Origin of the sequence: uncultured Lamprocystis sp., assembly GCF_903933125.1 — a bacterium.
Lineage (GTDB): Bacteria > Pseudomonadota > Gammaproteobacteria > Chromatiales > Chromatiaceae > Thiodictyon.
In genome coordinates this window covers 1-20,074 of sequence record NZ_CAIZIZ010000255.1, presented here as the reverse complement: position 1 = coordinate 20,074, position 20,074 = coordinate 1, and the positions used below count along the sequence as shown (strand labels likewise).

General features: G+C 63.8%; 16 protein-coding genes. 9 read left to right on the top strand and 7 right to left on the bottom strand.

Translation table 11 applies throughout. From position 1 onward, the window contains the following. Positions 1 to 164: 164 nt before the first annotated feature. The 3 genes from QZY03_RS12835 to cls form a co-directional block, all read right to left on the bottom strand. Positions 165 to 980 carry a TerC family protein gene (locus tag QZY03_RS12835; protein ID WP_295581597.1) on the bottom strand — a complete coding sequence of 272 codons (816 nt, stop codon included), beginning with the start codon at positions 978 to 980 and terminating at the stop codon, positions 165 to 167. Between the two features lie 160 nt (positions 981 to 1,140). Continuing rightward, entirely contained in the window at positions 1,141 to 1,623 is a 483-nt protein-coding gene (locus QZY03_RS12830) for a PH domain-containing protein (RefSeq protein ID WP_295581595.1), read from the bottom strand. 393 nt (positions 1,624 to 2,016) lie between these two features. Further along, positions 2,017 to 3,471: a cardiolipin synthase gene (cls, locus tag QZY03_RS12825; RefSeq protein WP_295581594.1), complete on the bottom strand. Its 1,455-nt coding sequence runs from the start codon at positions 3,469 to 3,471 to the stop codon at positions 2,017 to 2,019. 59 nt (positions 3,472 to 3,530) lie between these two features. Here cls and QZY03_RS12820 point away from each other — a divergent pair, with 59 nt between their 5' ends. The 7 genes from QZY03_RS12820 to QZY03_RS12790 all read left to right on the top strand — a co-directional run bounded on the left by QZY03_RS12820 (position 3,531) and on the right by QZY03_RS12790 (position 10,588). After that, complete coding sequence (locus QZY03_RS12820) at positions 3,531 to 4,331, top strand: DedA family protein (RefSeq protein WP_295581592.1); 801 nt, start codon at positions 3,531 to 3,533, stop codon at positions 4,329 to 4,331. A gap of 341 nt (positions 4,332 to 4,672) precedes the next feature. Further along, positions 4,673 to 5,956: an FAD-dependent oxidoreductase gene (locus QZY03_RS12815; RefSeq protein ID WP_295581590.1), complete on the top strand. Its 1,284-nt coding sequence runs from the start codon at positions 4,673 to 4,675 to the stop codon at positions 5,954 to 5,956. 3 nt (positions 5,957 to 5,959) lie between these two features. Beyond that, positions 5,960 to 8,245, top strand: a complete 2,286-nt coding sequence (locus QZY03_RS12810; protein ID WP_295581589.1) for a hydrogenase iron-sulfur subunit — start codon at positions 5,960 to 5,962, stop codon at positions 8,243 to 8,245. A gap of 50 nt (positions 8,246 to 8,295) precedes the next feature. Beyond that, positions 8,296 to 8,934 (top strand): 4Fe-4S dicluster domain-containing protein, encoded by a 639-nt coding sequence (locus QZY03_RS12805; RefSeq protein ID WP_295581587.1) that lies wholly within the window; start codon positions 8,296 to 8,298, stop codon positions 8,932 to 8,934. A 15-nt stretch (positions 8,935 to 8,949) separates the two neighbouring features. After that, positions 8,950 to 9,849, top strand: a complete 900-nt coding sequence (locus QZY03_RS12800) for a CoB--CoM heterodisulfide reductase iron-sulfur subunit B family protein (protein ID WP_295581585.1) — start codon at positions 8,950 to 8,952, stop codon at positions 9,847 to 9,849. Between the two features lie 23 nt (positions 9,850 to 9,872). Continuing rightward, complete coding sequence (locus tag QZY03_RS12795) at positions 9,873 to 10,001, top strand: hypothetical protein (protein ID WP_295581583.1); 129 nt, start codon at positions 9,873 to 9,875, stop codon at positions 9,999 to 10,001. A 113-nt stretch (positions 10,002 to 10,114) separates the two neighbouring features. Then, positions 10,115 to 10,588: a DUF29 domain-containing protein gene (locus QZY03_RS12790; protein WP_295581581.1), complete on the top strand. Its 474-nt coding sequence runs from the start codon at positions 10,115 to 10,117 to the stop codon at positions 10,586 to 10,588. A gap of 69 nt (positions 10,589 to 10,657) precedes the next feature. Here the strand turns inward: QZY03_RS12790 and QZY03_RS12785 are convergent, their stop codons facing one another. Next, positions 10,658 to 11,608 (bottom strand): 2OG-Fe(II) oxygenase, encoded by a 951-nt coding sequence (locus QZY03_RS12785; RefSeq protein ID WP_295581579.1) that lies wholly within the window; start codon positions 11,606 to 11,608, stop codon positions 10,658 to 10,660. 284 nt (positions 11,609 to 11,892) lie between these two features. Between QZY03_RS12785 and QZY03_RS12780 the strand changes: the two genes are divergently transcribed. Continuing rightward, entirely contained in the window at positions 11,893 to 15,234 is a 3,342-nt protein-coding gene (locus QZY03_RS12780; RefSeq protein ID WP_295581577.1) for an EAL domain-containing protein, read from the top strand. A gap of 86 nt (positions 15,235 to 15,320) precedes the next feature. Here the strand turns inward: QZY03_RS12780 and QZY03_RS12775 are convergent, their stop codons facing one another. Continuing rightward, positions 15,321 to 16,553: an AMP-binding protein gene (locus tag QZY03_RS12775; RefSeq protein ID WP_295581576.1), complete on the bottom strand. Its 1,233-nt coding sequence runs from the start codon at positions 16,551 to 16,553 to the stop codon at positions 15,321 to 15,323. Between the two features lie 96 nt (positions 16,554 to 16,649). Next, positions 16,650 to 17,189, bottom strand: a complete 540-nt coding sequence (locus QZY03_RS12770; protein WP_295581574.1) for a hypothetical protein — start codon at positions 17,187 to 17,189, stop codon at positions 16,650 to 16,652. Between the two features lie 703 nt (positions 17,190 to 17,892). Between QZY03_RS12770 and QZY03_RS12765 the strand changes: the two genes are divergently transcribed. Continuing rightward, the gene (locus QZY03_RS12765; protein ID WP_295581572.1) at positions 17,893 to 18,306 is read left to right on the top strand and encodes a hypothetical protein; all 414 of its coding nucleotides are present in this window, start codon (positions 17,893 to 17,895) and stop codon (positions 18,304 to 18,306) included. 528 nt (positions 18,307 to 18,834) lie between these two features. Here QZY03_RS12765 and QZY03_RS12760 read toward each other — a convergent pair. Beyond that, entirely contained in the window at positions 18,835 to 19,629 is a 795-nt protein-coding gene (locus tag QZY03_RS12760) for a hypothetical protein (protein WP_295581570.1), read from the bottom strand. Positions 19,630 to 20,074 lie beyond the last annotated feature (445 nt).

The window sequence follows — 20,074 nt, the reverse complement described above, 5'->3', positions numbered from 1 at the left end:
TTCAGTCGCACCGATTCGGACACGGGTGCGACTGAAGTCGCACCTACATTGACCGGTATCCAAATTGTCGGAAATCACCTAAGGATCGCGAAACGACGCGGCGCGAGAGCGTCCTCGCGGGTATCGTAAACGCGATTACGACAACGACAACGATCGACAGCCTCTCAAGTCACACCCTCCTCCTCGGCCGCATGCGGCTCCCCGCGCAGGTGCACCGGATCCAGCGCCGCCGCGCGCCGCTTGCGCACCCGGATGTTGAGCATTTCCACCGCCACCGAGAAGGCCATCGCGAAGTAGATGTAACCCTTGGGGATGTGCTGGCCCACGCCTTCGGCGATCAGCACCACACCCACCAGGATCAGAAAGCTCAAGGCCAGCATCTTGATGCTGGGATGGGCCTCCACGAAATCGCCGATGGACTTGGCGGCCAACATCATGACCCCGACCGCGATGATGATGGCGATCACCATGACCGGCACATGCTGCGCCATCCCCACCGCGGTGATCACCGAATCCAGCGAGAAGACGATGTCGATGATGGCGATCTGGGCGAGCACCATCCAGTAACGGGAGGGGGCGTGCACCTCGGAGGTGTGCGCATCCCCCTCGAGACTGTCGAAAATCTCATCGGCACTTTTCCATAAGAGGAACAGGCCGCCGAAGACCAGGATCAGATCGCGCCCGGAGACGGCCAGGGCATCGCGCAGGTGTATGTCCTGCAGGGTCGCCGCAAACTCCGGCATGATGGTGAACATGGGATCGGTGAGGCGCATCATCCAGGCGAGGGACAGCAGCAGGGCGATCCGGGTGAGCATGGCCAGGGCCAGTCCCTGGAGGCGCGCCCGATTGCGCTGCACCGCCGGCAGGCGGCTCACCAGGATCGACAGGAAGATGATGTTGTCGATCCCCAGGACGATCTCGAGCGCGGTCAGGACGACCAGCGAAATCCAGGCCTCGGGGCTCGCGATCCATTCGAACATGCGGTATGCCTCTGTGTGCCCGACTCAAGCGATGCAGCGGCGCATCGAACGGATCAGGGGTTGCTGAATGCGCGCTCCGGCGATGACCGGATGTGACCGAATCGCCTGAGGTTGGCGCCGCGATCGAGACCACGGTCGCCCGGCGGCGGAAATCGCTGGATCAGGCGCGGCCTTGCACCAGCGAACGGATCCGTTCGGGATTCGGCAGCCCGCGCATGGTCAGTTCGGGCAGATCGCCGGTGGTGTAAATCGTCAGATCACCGACGTCCAGCATGCGCTGCAGCAAACTCTGGTTGACTTGCAGCGTACGCACCGAATCCAGGCTGACCTCGGTATAGCGCTTGTTGAAGAGACCAACCACCCGCGACAAACTGTCGTCCGTAATCGTGAGCCGATCGAAACGGGCCGGGACATACCAGGCGAACAGAACCAGGCCGCCGATCGCGAACATCGCGACGCCGAGATATTGTGCGATCTGTCCGGACAGCGCGCCCCCCAGCGCGGCCCCGATCAGCGGTGCGAGTCGCTCACCGAACCCGGTAAGGATGACCCCGGCCACCATGACCAGCACCGTGATCAAGGTGGCGAAAGGGCGCATCCGGAAGCTCGCGGGGTGTGCCTCATAACGGACTTCGTCGGACATCTGAAACTCCCGAGAACTTTGTAAAAAACGTGTAACTGATTGAAAATAAATTAAGGGTAGGTCGATTAGCCCGTGGTGGTGGCAGCGCGACCCGAACCGGGGCGGATACTAGCAGCAAGCGTCGACAGGGTGAAGTACCGCGCGCCTCGATCCCCAATTCCAAATTCGCGGGCCTCGCGCGACCCATGGTGGATGCGGCGCGTACGACCGGCGTGCCGGTCCCCAAACATCGTACGGCGCGCCTTATCCACCCTACGGCAGTACCGCCATTGTAGGGCGGAAAGCGTAGCTCATCCACAATCAGTCCCGCCGACGGTTCCATGTTGGTTGCTGCCGCCCAAGTTGGGAACTGCTGCGTGTCTCCTTGGTGTTCTTGGCGCCTTGGCGTGAACCTTATAAAATCGGATCAAGCAACCGCGCCGCGCGCACCGCCCAACGGAAGGCCCATCCCCGCTGCGCGAGATCGGCGGCGCCGGCGCGCCGCGCCCGCCGGAAGTCCTCCTCCAGCATCCCGTGCACCGCGGCGGCCAGGCTCCGGTCGACCACGATCGCGGTGATCTCAAAATTGAGCCGCAGCGAACGGTTATCGAGATTGGCGCTGCCGATGCTGGCCACCGCATCGTCGACCAGCACGACTTTCTGATGCGTGAAGCCATCCTGGTATCGATAGATTTGGATGCCGGTGCGGTCTGCCGCGGCGAGGAACGAATATGACGCCAGGTAGACCATCAGGTGATCCGGTTTCTCGGGAAGCAGAACGCGTACCTCAACGCCGCGCAGGGCCGCCAGTTGCAGGGCCGTAAAGACCGCCGCATCGGGTACGAAATAGGGGCTGGCGATCCACACTCGGCGCCGCGCCCCGACAACCGCCTGGTGGAAGAACATCGAGCACCGATCGAGGTCGTCCGCCGGTCCGGTGGGATAGATCAGCACCGCCTGCGCGGCGGCCCCCTCGGGTGGGCCGTCCGGCGGCGGCGCCAGCCCCCAAGTCAACTCGGGGATGGTTCCGGTGGCCCAGTGCCAATCGGCCGCGAAAACCAGTTGCAGCGCCTGGGCGGCGGGCCCCCGCAGACCCAGGTGGGTATCGCGCCAGTGGCCCAGCGGGCCGCGGCCCAGATACTCGTCGCCCACGTTGTGGCCGCCCACAAAGGCGGTATGACCGTCCACCACCACAATCTTGCGGTGATTGCGAAAATTGAGTTGGAAGCGGTTGCGCCGACCATGGGTGCTGTGAAAAGCCGACACCGCGACCCCGGCGGCGCGTAGCGGGGCGAGATAGGATCGGGGCAGCCCATGGCTGCCGATCTCATCGTAAAGCAGGTAGACCCGCACTCCGGCGGCGGCCTTGCGCACCAGGAGCGCTTGCAGCCGACGGCCCAGATCATCATCCTTGACGATGAAGAACTGGACCAGACAGCAGCGGGCGGCCGACTCGATCGCGGCGAAAATGGCGGCGAAGGTGGCGTCCCCGTCGACCAGCAGCGTCGGCACATTGCCGCTGGTGAAGGGTGTGCCGCCGAGTTGCGCCAGGACGTCCAGGTCCGCGGCCCGCTCGGCGGGGAGTTCGGCCCGCACCGACACCAGTGTCCGCAACACAGTGGCGACCCGCTGATCCGCACCGGCCAAGGTCAGCGCACGCAGCGGGTCCAGATAACCCTGAAAGCGGTCGCGACCGAAGATCCAGTACAGCGGCAGGGCCAGATAGGGAAAGGTCACCAGGGACACCGCCCAGGCGATGGCCCCCTGCGGCGTGCGCACCCCGGCCACCGCGTGGATCGCCGACAAGACCCCCAGGGTATGGATCAGCAGCAGCGCGCTGCCGGCCGCCAGGATAACATCGTGTTCCAACAAGAGACGCCTCGCCTGCCGCACTGCGCAGGCGGCATTGACCATCGGTGACCCGAATTATGCACAATCACAGCCCGACGATCCGCCTGGTCATGCGCCTGACCCTGACCTGGCTCTTACTGGCCGGATGCGCGAGCGGTGCCGCGGCAACCGCCGCACCGGCTGCGGTCCCGCCGGCCACTGGACCAGCGGACACTGGCCCGGCAGTGACGGCAGCCGCCGAGCCGCTCGCCCGCCGCGTCACGCAGGAGATCAAACACGAGATCGCCGAGGTCCAGCCCTGGCTCGACCGCTATGGCTATGGCGCGGTCGCCCTGGCCGTGGGTCTGGAGGGGGTCGGCATTCCGACGCCTGGCCAGACCCTGCTGATGGCCGCCGCCGCCGACGCGGCAACCACCCACAAATTGCAGATCGGCTGGCTGCTGGCAGCGGCCTTCCTGGCGGCAACGGTCGGCAACACGCTCGGCTACCTGATCGGCGGTTGGGGCGGGCGCGCCTTGCTGCGCCGGTTGCACGTGAGCGATCGGCATCTGGAACGGGTGGAGGCGGGTTTCGCCCGCTGGGGCGGCTGGCTGATCGTCCTGGCCCGGTTCTTCGACGGACCAAGGCAGTTGAACGGCATCGCCGCCGGCATCCTGGAGATGCCCTGGCCGCGCTTCGCGCTGTTCAACGCACTGGGCGCCGCCCTGTGGACGGGCACCTGGGCACTCGGGATTTACTATCTGGATGAAAACCTGCACGCCATACTCGTCGTCATCCGTCAGCTCAACCCGTGGGTGCTGGGGGCAACCCTGGCCGTCACGGCCGGCCTGATCGTCCTGTTCTGGCGCTGGTATCGCGGCTTGGCAGCGAAAACCTAAGGTGATTTCCGATAATTTGGATACCGGTCAATGTAGGTGCGACTTCAGTCGCACCTGCGTCCGAATCGGTGCGACGGAAGTCGCACCGACATCCGAGCCGATGGTGGGTGGTATCCGGTGTTCCGGAAATCACCTGAGGCGATAACACCGCTCTATCAAACCATCGAAAATTGCGATGGAGTTAATTGGTCCCCGCCCTAGCCGCCGTGCGGTTACGCAGGTATCTTAGCAACTTCCGATATTCGGACCCTGCAACGTCCGTAACACCCCCGAACGACCGCCCGCACCACGCGCCGCTGCCGTCGTTCCCCTGCCCTGTCCGCGAAGACGGAGGAAGTTCCATGACGGCAGTTGTCGCAACCAACGAGACCATCCTGGTGGTCGGCGGTGGCATCAGCGGGATGACCGCTGCGCTCGAAGCCGCCGAGACCGGGAAACGCGTTGTGTTGGTCGAGAAACGTCCCTACCTGGGCGGCCGCGTCTCCCAACTCTACAAGTATTTCCCCAAGCTCTGTTTTCCAACCTGCGGGCTGGAAATCAATCAGCGCCGCGCCAAGCAGAACCCCAACCTGACCATCTTGACCATGGCCGAGGTCACCGGGCTCACGGGCGACAAGGGCAACTACCGGGCGACCGTCAAACTCTCCCCCCGTTATGTCAACGCCAACTGCACCGCCTGCGGTGACTGCGCCAAGGCGGTCACGGCGGAGTTCGACGACGAACACAACTACGGGCTCGGCAAGCGCAAGGGCGCCTACCTGCCCTACCGCATGGCGCACCCGGCGCGCTATGTGCTGGACCCGGCCATCATCGGCACACCGGACGCCGAGCGGGCCAAGGCCGCCTGCCGCTACGATGCCATCGACCTCGACATGCAGGAAGAAACCATCGACTTCCCCTGCGGCGCGGTGATCTGGGCGACCGGGTGGAAGCCCTACGACGCGGCCAAGATCCAGCCCTACGGCTACGACCGCTTTCCGAATGTCATCACCAGCGTCGAGTTCGAGCGCATGGCCGACCCCACCGGCCCCACCGGCGGCAAGCTCGTGCGCCCCTCCGACGGCAAGGAGGCGAAGAAAGTCGCCTTCATCCAGTGCGCCGGCTCGCGCGACCGCAATCACCTGCTGCACTGCTCGCGGATCTGCTGCATGGCGAGCTTCAAGCAATGTACTTATGTGATCGACGCCTTTGGCACGGACGCGCGGATCAACGTCTATTACATCGACCTGCGCGCCATCGACCGCTTCGAGGACTTCTATCAGAAAGTCCGCGCCAACCAGAACATCACGTTCATCAAGTCCAAACCGGCCTCCATCACCCAGGACAAGGACGGCAGTCCGGTGGTCCATGGCGTGGATACCGAGGGCTACCAGCGGTTCGCCGAACCCCATGACCTGGTTGTGCTCGCCATCGGCATGGAGCCCTCCGTGGACCCGGCCAGCTTCCCGGTGCCCATCGTCCTCAACCGCGAGGGCTTCATCGAGACCGACAGCGCCAATGGCGGGGTCTTCGCCGCCGGCGGTGCCGCCGATGCGCTCGATGTCAACCGGGCGGTCCAACATGCCACCGGGGCGGCGCTGCGCGCCATCCAGGTCGTCAACAGCGTTGCCCGAGCGGAGGTTTAAGCCATGGCAGCCGAGAAGAAACTGGCCGGTTACATCTGCACCGGGTGCGGTATCGGCGAACGCCTGGATGCCAAACAGCTCCAGGCCGTGGCGACCCGCGAGGGCAAGCTGCCGAGCGTCAAACAACACGCGATGCTGTGCGGCGCCGAGGGCGTCAAGCTGATCCAGGACGACATCGACGCGGGTAACGCCACCCACATCATGATCGCCGCCTGTTCGCGACGCTCCAAGGTCGAGGCCTTCAGCTTTCCGACCGTCGCCATGTCACGCGCGAATTTGCGCGAGGGTGTCATCTGGTCGCGACCCGCGGGTGACGAGCACCAGGAGACCACCCAGGAGATGGCGGACGACTACATCCGCATGGCGGCGGCCGAAATCAAGTTCATGACCGTGCCGGAGTCGTCCGGCGAGCAGGAGCTGAACAAGACCCTGCTGGTGGTCGGCGGCGGCATGACCGGCATGACCGCGGCGGTCGAGGCGGCCAAGGCCGGCTATCCGGTGCATCTGGTGTGTGACGAACCGGTGCTGGGCGGGGTCTGGAAGGATCTCTACAAGCGCGTCCCCTTCCGCGCCGCGGCCTTCGATGTGCCCAACGGCAACGATGTCGACCTGCCCCAGCCCGAGGACCCGGGCCTGGATGACCTGATCGAGCGGGTCATGGCCAACGGCCGCATCACGGTGCACCTGAACGCGAAGATCACCAAAACGTCCGGCGCGCCGGGGCGTTTTTCGGCCGACCTCAGCATGGAGTCGGGCCGCACGCTGACCGAGAATTTCGGCGCCATCGTCCAGGCCACCGACTACAAGCCCTACGACGCCAACCAGCTCCCGGAATTCGCCTACGGCACGACGCCGGACGTGCTGACCAATTTCGAGTTCGAACGGCTCGCCAAGCAGGCCAACGGCGCCGTCATCAAGCGCCCGTCCGACGGCCGTGAGGTCAAGGCGGTTGCCTTCATCCAGTGCGCCGGTCAGCGCTCGAGCAAGGCCGGCCATCTGCCCTACTGCTCCGGCTTCTGCTGCACCGAGTCCATCAAGCAGGCGATGTACTTCAAGGCGCAGAACCCGGGCTGCGACGCCACCATCCTGTTCGACGACCTGCGCACTCCCGGTGCCGCCGGTGAAGACTTCTATCGGTCCGGTCAGCAGGCCATGGTGACCTTCACCAAGGGCCAGGCGTCCGCGGTCGTCGCCGACGGCGGCAACCTGCGGGTCAAGTTCAAAGATCTGATCCTCAACGAAGATACCGAGATGGTCTGCGACCTGGTGGTCCTGGCCACCGGCCAGGTGCCCAACACCGGCCCGGACCCCTATGCGCAGCTCGCGGTCGACGAGGCCCCGACCGAGGAAGAGAAGGCCGCTGCCCGTGCCGCGCTGGCGGTCGCCCCGCCCTCGATCCTCAACCTGGACTACCGCCAAGGGACGGATCTTCCGCACCTGAAGCACGGCTTCGTCGACAGCCATTTCATCTGCTTCCCCTACGAGACCCGCCGTACCGGGATCTATGCCGCCGGCCCGGTGCGCCGCCCGATGGACCTGAAGCAGGCGATGGACGACGCGGTCGGCGCCACCATGAAGGCGATCCAGTCACTGGAGAACGCCGCGCGCGGCTCCGCCGCTCACCCGCGGGTCGGCGACCTCTCCTACCCGCGCTTCCGCAAGGAGGGCTGTACCCAGTGCAAGCGCTGCACCGTGGAATGCCCGTTCGGCGCCATCAACGAGGACGAACAGCGTTACCCGCAGTTCAACGAGTCGCGCTGCCGCCGCTGCGGCACCTGCATGGGCGCCTGCCCGGTGCGTGTCATCTCCTTCGACAACTACTCGGTGGACACCGTCGGCCAGCAGCTCAAGGCGGTGGATGTCCCGGACGAGTTCTCCGAAAAGCCGCGCATCCTGTGCCTGGCCTGTGAGAACGACGCCTATCCGGCGCTGGACATGGCCGCGCAATCGGGTGAACACATCACCCCCTTCGTGCGGGTCATCCCGGTGCGCTGTCTGGGGTCGGTCAGCCTCTCCTGGGTCACGGACGCGCTCAACTCCGGCTATGACGGCATTGTGCTCATGGGGTGCCGCCGCGATGACGACTATCAGTGTCACTTCGTGCGCGGCTCCGCGATGGCGGCCGAGCGGCTCTCCAAGGTCGGCGACACTCTCACTCAGTTGAACCTGGAAACCGAGCGGGTGGCGGTCCATGAAGTCGCCATCACCGACCTGAAGCGCGCCCCGGCGATCCTCAACGAGATGGCCGAAACCATCACGCGGATCGGCATGAGCCCATTCAAATTTTAGTAAAAATTTGAATTATTTCAGGTTTAGAACGAATTTGCGGAGAGCGTCTCATGGGCGAACTGAATACGGCGATGATCGAGCGGTATCGCAACAGCTTCTTAAAGGAGGTTGAGGCGAATGTCGAGGAGGGTGAATGGGTCAAGATGTGCATGCAGTGCGGCGTGTGCTCCGGCTCCTGCCCGCTCGGCAAGTTCTGGGAGCATCCGCCCCAGGAGATTTTCATGATGATTCGCGCCGGCAAGCGCGAGGCGGTGTTGCAGTCCGAATCGGTGTGGATGTGCACCTCCTGCTACAACTGCATCGTGCGCTGCCCGCGGGAATTGCCGATCACTCACATCATGCACGGCCTGGCCCACTATGCGAAGCGTCTGGGTCTGGTGCCCAAGACCAACCCCACGGCCAAGTTTGCCCAGATGTTCTGGGACAATCTGATGGTCAAGGGGCGCGTCAATGAGTTGAAGCTCGGCCTCGCACTCTATTTCATGAACGGCTTCGGCGATGGCATCAAGGTCGCCCTCAAGAACCAGAAGCTCGGCATGGCGATGATGAAGACCGGGCGGATGAATCCCAAGGAAGCCTTCGGCGGCCATGCCGTCAAGGACTTGGCCGGCTTCCACAAGGTGCTGAAAAAAGCGCAGGAGCTGGAAGATGCCCGCATCGCCCAAAACGGCCCGTCCGCGGGCGCCTGAGTAGAGGACCCATCCATGGCCAAGCGCGAATATTCCTTCTACCCCGGGTGCTCCTCCCAGAAGGGCGCCTCCTCATCCAACTATCTGATCTCGGTTCAGACCATGTGCGAAGAGCTGGAGGTCCAGCTCAACGAGATCCCCGACTGGAACTGCTGTGCCGCCTCCATCGGCTATGCCGGCGGCGGCGAACTGCCGCGGCTCACCCTGTCCGCGCGCAACATTGCGCTCAGCGAGCAGCATCACCCCGGCCAGGACATCGTCGCCACCTGCGCCGCCTGTTGGCTGTCCACCCGCGAGGCCGCCGAACGGCTGCACGAGGATCAGTCGCTGCTGGCCGAATGCAACACGGCGCTGGCCGAGGCCGGTCTCAAGCTGCGCAATGAAACACCGATCAAGCACATGGCCGAGGTGCTGATCGAAGACCTGGGTTATGAGGCGCTCAAAGCGCGGGTCAAGAAGCCGCTGGAAGGCATCAAGATCGCCGGCTATGTCGGCTGTCAGACCAACCGCCCGTTCGGCATCGCGGGCGAGTCCTACGAGAACCCAAAATACCTGGACAAGCTGGTTGAGACACTCGGCGGTGATTCGATTCCGGACTATGAAAAGAAGGTCCAATGCTGCGGCGGGGCGCTGGCCTTCTCGGAACCGGAAAAATCCCAGGAGATGGTCAAGGGCATCATTGAGGCCGCTTACGACCACGGCGCCGACCTGATCGTGACGCCTTGCCCCGTCTGCCAGATGAACGTCGAGGTCTATCAGGATCAGATCAACCAGACCTATGGCACCAAGTTCCAGATGCCGGTGGTTTACTACTCGACCCTGATGGCGGTGGCCTATGGTCGGTCAGCCAAGGATGCGGCGCTGAACGGGCAGATCATCCCGGCCAAGGCGCTGGATGCGTTGGCGGCGAAGTAGCCGCAAGCGGACTCTTCCGAGGGTTGGCCTCGATCGTCATCCCGGCCAACGGCGTGCGTCGTCAGTGTTATCCATTGCTGACCGCGCAGACGAACGGCATCTTGATCGTGATCCCGGCCAACGGCGTGCGTCGTCAGGGCTTCCAGCCCTGACCGTGTCAGGCCAGGATGGCCTGACTACGCACCCGTGTCAGGCTAGGATAGCCTGACGACGCACCCGGCGAGCCCAAGGGGCCGGAATCTTGATCGAGGCCCGAGTAGATGCCATGACTGAACTCAGCAACCTATACCACATCGACTATTCGGCCTGGGCGCAACGTAACGCGGAATTACTGCGTAGCGGCAACTATGACGCACTCGATACCGCGCATCTCCTGGAGGAACTGGATGACATGGGTAAGAGCGAGCAGCGCGAATTGGAGAACCGCCTGACGATTCTGCTTGCCCATCTACTGAAATGGGAATACCAACTGCCGCAGCTTTCGGACAAGTGGCGCGAGTTCGACGGCCGAAGTTGGCGTTCCACCATCATCGAACAACGTGACCGGATCGCCAAGCGTCTGAAGAAGACTCCCGGCTTGAAAGCGATCCTTGCGGAGATCATCGCCGAAGCCTATGCCGATGCCGTCACGCTGGCCGGCAAAGAAACCCAGTTGCCCGGTACGACCTTTCCCGCGGCCTGTCCGTATCGCGAGTCGGAGATCCTCGACGAGGACTATTATCCGGTGGGTCATGATTAGATTTAGTAACGCATCAAGAACAAGTTAAACACGACCGAGACGCCAAAGGGAGACCGGCCCGAACCATGATCATGGCCCACGTGAACCGGGAAAAGCGACCTCGCAAAACGCCGCAAGCGACGCGCGGTCAGTCGATCGCAGCGGCGCCAAAGCGAGGTTCAGCCGCTGCCACTGCGCCAGATCAAAATCGTCGACATAGAGGTGTGCGGCCCACTGCGCCAAGGCAATGGCTGCCGCGGCGGCGCCGTCAGTGCCGGGCGATTCCGGGGGAAAGGTGGCAGCCTGGTAGCCGTCACGGATGATCCGCTCCGGCAGGCCCCAGCGCTGCAAGGCGGTCGCAACAACCAGGGCGCGGTACGTCTGCTCTTCCGGGAGGGAGCGCTCCGCCTCGACGCGGAGCGGATCCAGCAGGCTTGGGAGTTCGCCGAACTGCATGCGCGCGAACAGGGTCTTCACCGCATCGGCCAGCGCCGGGCTGTTGCCGACATGCCAGAAGTTGAAAACCAGCGTGCGCCTGGGCTTGGTTGTTTCAGTCACCGAGTGATAGGATCCCGGATGCATGATGAAACCCAAGGCGCTGTTGAACCGCGGGGCCGCAACCGCACAGACGCGGGTGCCCGCCTCGTCATCATGCACCTGCAGGACACCGCCATCCTCCGCCCGCCAACCCCGGTTCCATTGCACCACCAATCGCACGGCCTCGAATCCGACCAACGGCCGGTCGCTGTGGACGCCAATCCGCTGGCCCGGCGCCATGGTTTGCGCGGTGACCGCGACCCGTGCGGTGAGCGGCATGCCAGTCAGCGCACGCATGCGCTCGACCACCGCGGCAAGGACGTGCGGATCGATCCGATCGGTCGAGTCACAATTGCGGACCTCGTAGAACGCGCCGCCGTGCTCACGCCAGGGCAGGTCTTGCTCGAAGAGCCCCTCCAGGCAGGCGCAATCCGCGGGCGAAAATGCCGGCTCCACGGTGAAGAAGGGATAGGGGTGCCGATGGTGGACGGGGTTGACGAGCAAGGGGGACGCTCCGCAGCAGAGTGAGAATCAACAGGATCGTTCAAACAGGCCGCACAGGGTACGACAATCCGCGGCCCGCGATCAGATATCAGGCAATCAACGACACCGATTGGCATACTATCGGCGCTGCCGTGCGCAATCGGATCGGCACACCAAGGCTGAAGCCTTGGACTCCAAGTGAGCACCGCTGGCCGGAGCGCCGATCAAGGCCCCCGACGGCGGCTGCTGCCGTATTCGCCCTGTCGGCAGCCGCCGACAACAGGCTAACCAGACTCGACCAATCCATGAATCTTGACGACGCGATCGACCTGCACGACCCCCAGCACCTGGACGCCCTATCCGAAGAGCAACTGGACCAACTGCCCTGCGGAGCGATCCGCGTCGATGCCGCTGGGATCATTCTCTTCTACAGCCGGTCGCAGGCCGAGATCACGAATCGCGAGCCGGAGGCGGTGATCGGGCGAAACTTCTTCTCGGACGTGGCACCCTGCACCATCGTTCCTGAGTTCTATGGACGGTTCCGCCGGGGAGTCTTGACCGGCAATCTGAACACGACCTTCGAGTTCGTGTTCGATTTCGAGATGCATCCGGTGCAGGTGTGCATTGCGATGCGCGCCTCTAACCGCCCTGGCGAATTCTGGATCGTTGTCGAGCCGCTGCGCCGCTTGCCCCCGCGCAACGAACAGACGGCTTATGACCTGATCTCCGGCAAATTTTGCGAAACCATGGCCGGTCTGTCCGCCGCCTCGTTCGATTTTTCCCTGTGCGATGCGGAACCGATCGCGACCTGCGGCCTGATCCAACCGTTCGGCTGTCTGCTGGTGGTCGATCCCAAGACGCTGCGGATCGATGCCTGCAGCGCCAACACGGGCATGTATCTGGGACTGGAACCCGAGCAACTGCTCGACGCGCCGGTGAGTCGGGCCCTGACGACCGGCGCTTCCGAGCTGCACGCCTGCCTGGGGGCGGCCGCGGACCCCGCCGCCTTTGCTCCGTCGTTCTTTCGCGTGACGACCCCGGTAGGTGAACTGCCGCTCGACGTGCGACTGCATCGCTGGCGCGATCGGCTGCTGTTGGAGGTCGAGCCCTGCGGCGAAATGGCGATGGATGAGCGCCTGCGCGGTTTCGATGTCGAGGCCTTCCAACAGCGGTTGCACGCCTGCACCGACGCGGTTGAGGTCTGCGGCACGGCCGTCGCGACGCTGCGCCATCTGAGCGGGTTTGAGCGCGTGGTCGCCTACCGGTTTGAAGCCGAGGACGACGGGGTCGTCATCGCCGAGAGTCTGCTGCCCGATGCCTGGCCGTCGATCCTGGGGTTGCGCTATCCGGCGACCGACATCCCGCGCCAAGCCCGTGCGCTCTATCGCGAGACGCCGCTGCGCTACGCCCCCAGCCGTGATCATTCCGACGTGCCGCTGTTGAGCCGAACACTCGCCCCCGCTGCCATCGATATCGGCATCGCCCATGTGCGCGCCCAGTCGTCGATTCATCGCAATTATTTGAAGCGCTTTGGGGTCAACGGCTCCATGTCGCTATCCATCATGTTCGAGGAGCGACTCTGGGGCCTGGTGATCTTTCATCATCGCGCCCCGCATCCGGTGACCGCCGCTACGCGCCGCCGGCTGATCGAACTGAGCGGCTGGCTGTCGACGCGCCTCGCCCTGGTCGAGGAACGCGAGTGCAATCGCGCCAGCGAACTCGGCGTGGCGGAGGTCAACCGGATCGTCGGCGAGATCGACATCGAGCAACCCTTTCCCGAGAGTTTCATCGGTAAGGAGCAACTGCTGTGCGACCTGATCGGCGCCGACGCCGTGCAGATTTATCATCATGGTCAATCAATGTTCATCGGGCACGACTGCAGTCTGTCGGCGGAGGAGACTCAGGAGCTGCTCGTCTTTCTGCAAACCCGCCCCGGACCCGTCTGGAGTACCGATTGTCTATCCGGCGAGTTTGAACCGGCGGCGATCTACCCGCACCGGCTGGCCGGTGTCATGGTGATCTTTATCGACGAACGACGCGAGGACATGCTGGTGTTCGGGCGCCGAAGCACCAACTACGCGGTCAACTGGGGCGCCAATCCGGCCTCGCTGCCATTTACCGGCGGGGACGGTGACCGTCCTTTTGGTTGGCCGAACCGCGTCTTCCAGGTCTGGCAGGAAGAGCGGACCCATTACGCGCGGCCCTGGTCGAAGGTCGCGCTGGCCACCGGGCTGGCGCTGAAAAATCTGATCCAGCAGGTCATCGTCGCCAATGCGGCGCATTTCAAACGGCTGGCCCAGTCACTGGCGCATCAAGGCGACCAATTGCGTCAGTCACGCGAGGAGATGCGCCATCGCGCGCTGCATGACGCTCTGACCGGACTCCCGAATCGGGAGCGCTTCCGCGAGGCACTGGTCGAAGCGATCGAGTCGAGCCGGCATGATGGCCGAACGTTCTCAGTCGCACTCCTGGATATCGATCATTTCAAGACCATCAACGACACCCTTGGCCATGACAAGGGCGATATCCTGCTGTGCGCCCTGGCCGAGCGAATCAGCGCGGCCCTGCCTGGCGATGGCCTGGCCGCCCGGCTCGGCGGCGACGAATTCGTGCTGCTGCTGCCGCAACAGCCCGACGATGACCCCTTCACGCAAGCGGTACGGGTGGTCAGATCACTGCGCCAGCCGATCACCGTCGAGGGCGACACCTTCTCCATCACCTGTTCGCTGGGTCTGGCCATCGGCGGCGCCGACTCGGCACCCGGCGAACTGCTCAAGCAAGCCGATCTGGCGCTGTATCGGGCCAAAGACGAAGGCCGCAACTGCGCTCGCCCATTCGATCAAAACCTGGAAACACAGGCACTGAAACGGCTGGAAATCGACCGCGCACTCCTCGGCCGGTCCCCCATCGACGCGATCGAAATCCTGCTCCAGCCGCAGCTCCCGATTGCCGCCCCGAGCCGGCAGCGACGCTTCGAAGTGCTGGCACGGTGGCGCACCGCGGCCGGCGACATCATCATGCCGGGTGATTTCATCCCGGCGGCGGAACGCAACGGCCTGATCCGCTCGGTGACGGTCGCCGTGCTGCGCCAATCCATCCGGCTGTTACGCGAACTGCTCGAACAGGATAGCGAGGGCGTACTGCTCGCCATCAATGTCTCGGCCGCGGACCTGGAGGCCCGCTCGTTTTCAGGGCGGTTGCTGGCGGACCTGCACGCGGCGGACGTGCCGCCGGATCTGATCGAAATTGAGATCACCGAATCCCTGTTGCTGCGCATGACACCGAGCGTGAAGGCCTCACTGCACCTCCTGGATCAGGGCGGGATCAAGTTGTCGCTGGACGATTTCGGCACTGGTTTCAGTTCCATGGCCTATCTGCGTGAACTGCCGATCAGCAGCCTCAAGATCGACCGTGAGTTCATTCGCGGCGTGGAGACGCCGCGCGATCGTAATCTGGTCGCCGGCATGATCGCCATGGCGCATTCCATCGGCAAAGAGGTGGTGGCCGAGGGCATCGAAACGCAGCGGCAACTGACATTACTCACGGAACTCGGCTGCGATTGGGGGCAAGGGTATCTCTGGTCGCGTCCCGTACCGCCGGCACAGGCGCTTGCGACCGCGTGGTTTGAAACTGTTTTTAATGAATAGGCTAAGTAGAGCGTTCGCACCTGATATCCAGACAGACCTTCGTGTAGGGGCGGGTTTGAAACCCGCCCCTACGTCCGTTTAATTGCCTAATCCCAATCCGTCAACTTCCCGAGCCTCGACCGCGGCAACTGCGTACCGACGGTGATGGTCCGGGGCCGCTCCGCGGGCGCTAACCGTTCGGCGAGCCAGGCGTGGAGCCGCTCGGGCAGGTGTTGCGGGTCGGAACACCCTGCGCCTGGAACGACGAAGGCCTTCAGCCGTCCGCCCTGCTCGGCACTGGCCAGCCGCACCAGTGCGTCAGCGACCTCCGGATGCTCGCGGACACAACGCTCGACACGCCGCGGAAACACATTGATCCCGCCAACTTGCACCGCACCGTCGCGCCGTCCCAGGACATGAAAGCGGTCGTCAGCGACCCACTGGACCTGATCCGGCAACTCGGCCGGCACCGCCTCGCCAACCGCGGACAGGCGAACGATGCGCGTGTTCGAGCCGCTATCGCGCGACCACTGGGGCAACAGCCGGAAGGGCGCGTCCGGCGCATTGCGCTCACCAATGCCGGCCGTCTCCGAGGCGCCATAGACCTCGATGATCCTGGCGAAACCCGACTCGCCGAGCCGCCGCCAGACCGGTTCCGGGCAGGGTGACGTGGACGAAACGGCAACGATATCGGCAGCGACCGACACCGGAGCGCGTGTCGCCAAATCGAAAAAGGCCGGATGGCCGATCAGCAGGTTCCCCGGCTCGGCCTGGCGCAGCACGCTGCCCGGCAGTACCTCACGCAGGTCCAACACCGGGATGCCCAAGGCGGCCGGCAGCATCACGGAAAACAGGAAGCCATAGATATGGTGGCTGGGTACGGCGCAGAGGAGGCGGCGCCGGTCGTGCAGTCGATCGGCAAAGAAGGCGATCTCCTGCTCCAGAAAGGCCATCCGATGGGTACAGATCTTCGGCCGGCCGGTGGACCCTGAGGTTTGAAAGCTGATTGCCTCATCCCAGCGCGCCCGGCTGCGCAGGATTGTCTCCACCCAATGATCCAATCGAGCGTCCGCCATCAGGGCATCATCGAGCCCGGTCTCGTGCAGATGAAACTGCACCACGACGGCCGTCGCCAGATCCAAGAACTCCAGCGAGTCGAGACCCAGCGCCCCGAGATCCGAAGGCAAGCCGGCGCCCCCCTGCCCGCTCCGCCCCAGGCACGCATTCGGCGCGCGCCGCACCCCGAGCAGGCCGGGCCGCAGCCGTGACAGCTCCGCCGTAATCAGGTCCGACAGCAGACGCGAGACCGGATCCGGTGCCCACCAGGGTTTCAACAGCATGACCTCATACGCGACTTGCGGACAGGCAGTCGTTGGCCGGAACGATGATCAAGGCCGCGCGAGCTGGCATAGGATGTGATATGGATCGCCTTCAACTCAGGTTTCGTGATGTTGCGCCGGGCGTTCCTCGGGAATCATCCGCGCCTCGGGGTTGGGGAACCGCTCCACCACCCAAACCGGCAGTTTCGCCTGGTTGGCGTGATAGAGCGCGTCGGACTCCACGATCACCAGCACCAGCACCGTGACCATCACCGGCAGGATGCCGGTGCCGACGACCAAGGCGATCACCGCCTCCTTCATCATCCCGCCATAGGTGTGTGCCGCCCAGCCGAGCACCAGAAACACAAGCAACAACAGTAGCATGAAGAGAAAGATACGGCTGCGGCGGGCGCACACCTGCCAGTGACACATCACATACCAGGGGTCGCTGGCCTTGGACCGATTGGCCCGCCACAGAATGTAACCCAACAGGCCGAATGAAATGGCGGGGATGATCGCCATCACCCAGGGGAAAGACCCCGCCAGGCCCCCGGCGCCAACGGTGATCAGAATGTGGTTGCCGATCAGGTTGGTCAGAAAGATCTCGTGCGGCACGTTGGCCCGTTTGATCTCGTCGTTGCTGACGTCAAAGCGCATGATGTGGAACAGGGTCTGCAAAAGGGGGAAACACGCGGGCCGGCACCGGAGTGGTTTTAACCAATATCCCGGCCACCGCGCTCGGGTCTCTGGATTCCAGCCAAGGTAGCACACGGAAAGCACGGAATACATCATGCGTTTCCGATCCCAGCCGCGCCGCCCCCCGCATCACAGATAAGCGCGCCACCAATCCTTGCGCGTCGCTTTGATCCTGGCGAACCAACGGCATGCGGGGTAACGACCATGGCGCCCGCGCCACCCCGGAACATGAAAGTCCTCTCGACCGCTGTCGCGACTGCCAGCGTGCGAGGTTGCGTAGTCAGGGCTTCCAGCCCTGACCGTTCCAGGCGCGACCACCGCCTTCGGCTTGCCGCGAGAGGCCGACGTCCGGGGCAGGCATTGCGGCACAGCGTTCGCGGCGGGGCGCGAATTGCCCCCGGCCATCAGGCACCGTAATCTAGGGTAACCACCGCGGGGCCAGCGAACCCCTGGCACCCTGTCGGACTTTAGGCGATTTCCGAATAAGACGCTATCAAGAATCAAGCTCCATAGGAGCCCGCTTGCGGGCGACGTGACCTGCCGGAATCGCGTCATTGTGCCCCCACCCGTCGCCCGCACGGGGTATTCTGATTGCGCCTCCCGTGCGGCGCACCCGGACCGCGGCGCAGTGTTCACCGACCCCACGAAGCACCGGAACCCATTCATGACCAGCTTCATTCTTGACACCCTGGCCTATTCCGAAACCCTCAAAGCGGGCGGGTTCAGCGAGCAACAGGCCGCAACCCAGGCCCGCGCCCTGGCGGAAATCCTGGATCGGCGTATTGATGAAGGTTGCGAAGCTGATTTAGCGCGTTCTGCCGGGTCTAGCAGTTTGTCGGACTTGCAGCGTAAGAACTTGATTATAGAAGATAAAAAATTTGCGCCAAAAAAGCTGAAACTCTTTAACTTCAATCGGTTACCTCATCAAGTCCGACAGGCTGCTAGGGTAGCTCCCGAACGGCAGGCCCGTCACCGCCTGACCTGGCCACCTTCTTGCGGGACCGCGCGTGAACGACGCGATCCTGCGCTGGAAAGATGCACGCCATCATGTGATCGCGAACGCCGCCCGTGGTGCTGACCCGGTTTCAGAAGTCACCCCGACACCACGGGGCGACGACTTCGGTGATTTCCGGGAAAAGAGGTATAGCCATCGGACGTGATAACCGGACGTAGGGGCGGGTTTCAAACCCGCCCCTACACCAAGGGTCTGTCCGGATATCAGGTAAGAAGGCTATACCAACGCGTAGGGGCGACTTTAGTCGCCCCTAAAATATTAGATGCAGTCCGGATGATGATGCACGCGCGGGCCTTGAACAAGATTCCGGCCACCTGGGCTCGCCTGGTGCGTAGTCAGGCCATCCTGGCCTGACACCGTCAGGGCTGGAAGCCCTGACCACGCACGCCGCTGGCCGGGATTACGATCAAGGCCCACGCGCACAACAGACCGGAGGTCGAGGCTTCAGGCGGACGCGGCGCCTCCGCCCGCTAAAGCGTCGGCCTCCGGTCGCGTCGCCCCGCCCACTGGAGGTCGAACCCGCGCGGTACGACATTCCTCGGAAATCGCCTTATCCTTCCGACCTGGCGGGTCTCAACTGGCTCCGCATCCTCAGCCGACCCCGAGAATCCATCCTTCCACTTCGGCCCTGGCGCGATCCGGTGGCGTCAGTGAGGGCGCAAGGTGTCCTTTCAGGCGGCCGTCCAGATCGCTTTGGCGCAGCCAGGCGGCGACGCAATAGGCGTCTTGCTGGTCCGGGCTGCGTCCTTCCAGGGGGAATGCGCGCTTCCATAGGGCCGGGTAGACCTCCGCCACCGCCGACCGTCCGGTGGGGACTTGCCAGCCGTCGAACGGCCAGCAATGGAGCCGGTCGCCAAGCTGCCGGCGCAGGTACAAAAGCCAGGGCAAGCCGGCGTGGGTGGATTTGGCGACCGAGCCCTGCACATCGAAGTGGAAGACCGACTTGGCCGTGCCCGCACGCTGTTCGGTCAGGCGCCGCCAGCGGGTGTTGCCCATGCGCTCGGCGCCCTGTCCAACGTCGCCGTAGCGGACAAAATCCACGTAGATCAGTTCGTCGGTCGGCCAATGGCGCTGGAAGTCGGCGAGAAAGGCCGGCCAATCGGGGGGCAGGTGATGTGCCTCGAAATAATCCAAGGGAAACGAGAATCCGTGGTCGATGCCGACCAGGGTGGGCTCATCTTCGGCGAGGCGCTCCACCAGCCACTGCGCAATGCCGCGCCGGGTCCAGTATTTGCGCGGGCTGGGCGGCGGCAGGACCTCTTGCGGCAGCATCGCCCGATCCGCCAGGTAGACGCGCAGGCCCTTGAGGCTGGACATCGGCGTTGCGGCGCCCGAGTAGTCGATGCCGATGTAGCGGGCGAAGGCTGGGTTGGTGTTGTTGTTCATATCGCGGGAATGATCTCACGCCAAGGCGCCAAGCGGGCCTTGATCATTAATCCGAAATTCGGCAGTTCGCACCACAAAGGCACAAAGATCACAAAGAAAGACAATGGGTTATTGTCATGATGCGCCTCACCTGGCTGGTGATCCACCATTTAAACGCACCACATTGACATCCTTTGTGTCCTTTGTGTCTTTGTGGTGCAACTGCTCTTTTTAGGTTAATCCCCCCAGGCGTCAGGATAGAAGTCGCCTCCCCCTGGGAGGATTTGTGTGAGGATGGGGCATCACCGATCCGGGGTCTCGCCCCCGCACCCCGGTATCACGAACCAGGCGACGAACGTTGAAAACCTATTCCGACGAGTTCAAGAACAGCATCGTGGTCAAACTGCTGCCGCCCAACAACGCCAGCGTGCCGATGTTGGCGAAGGAGACCGGCATCCCGCGCGAC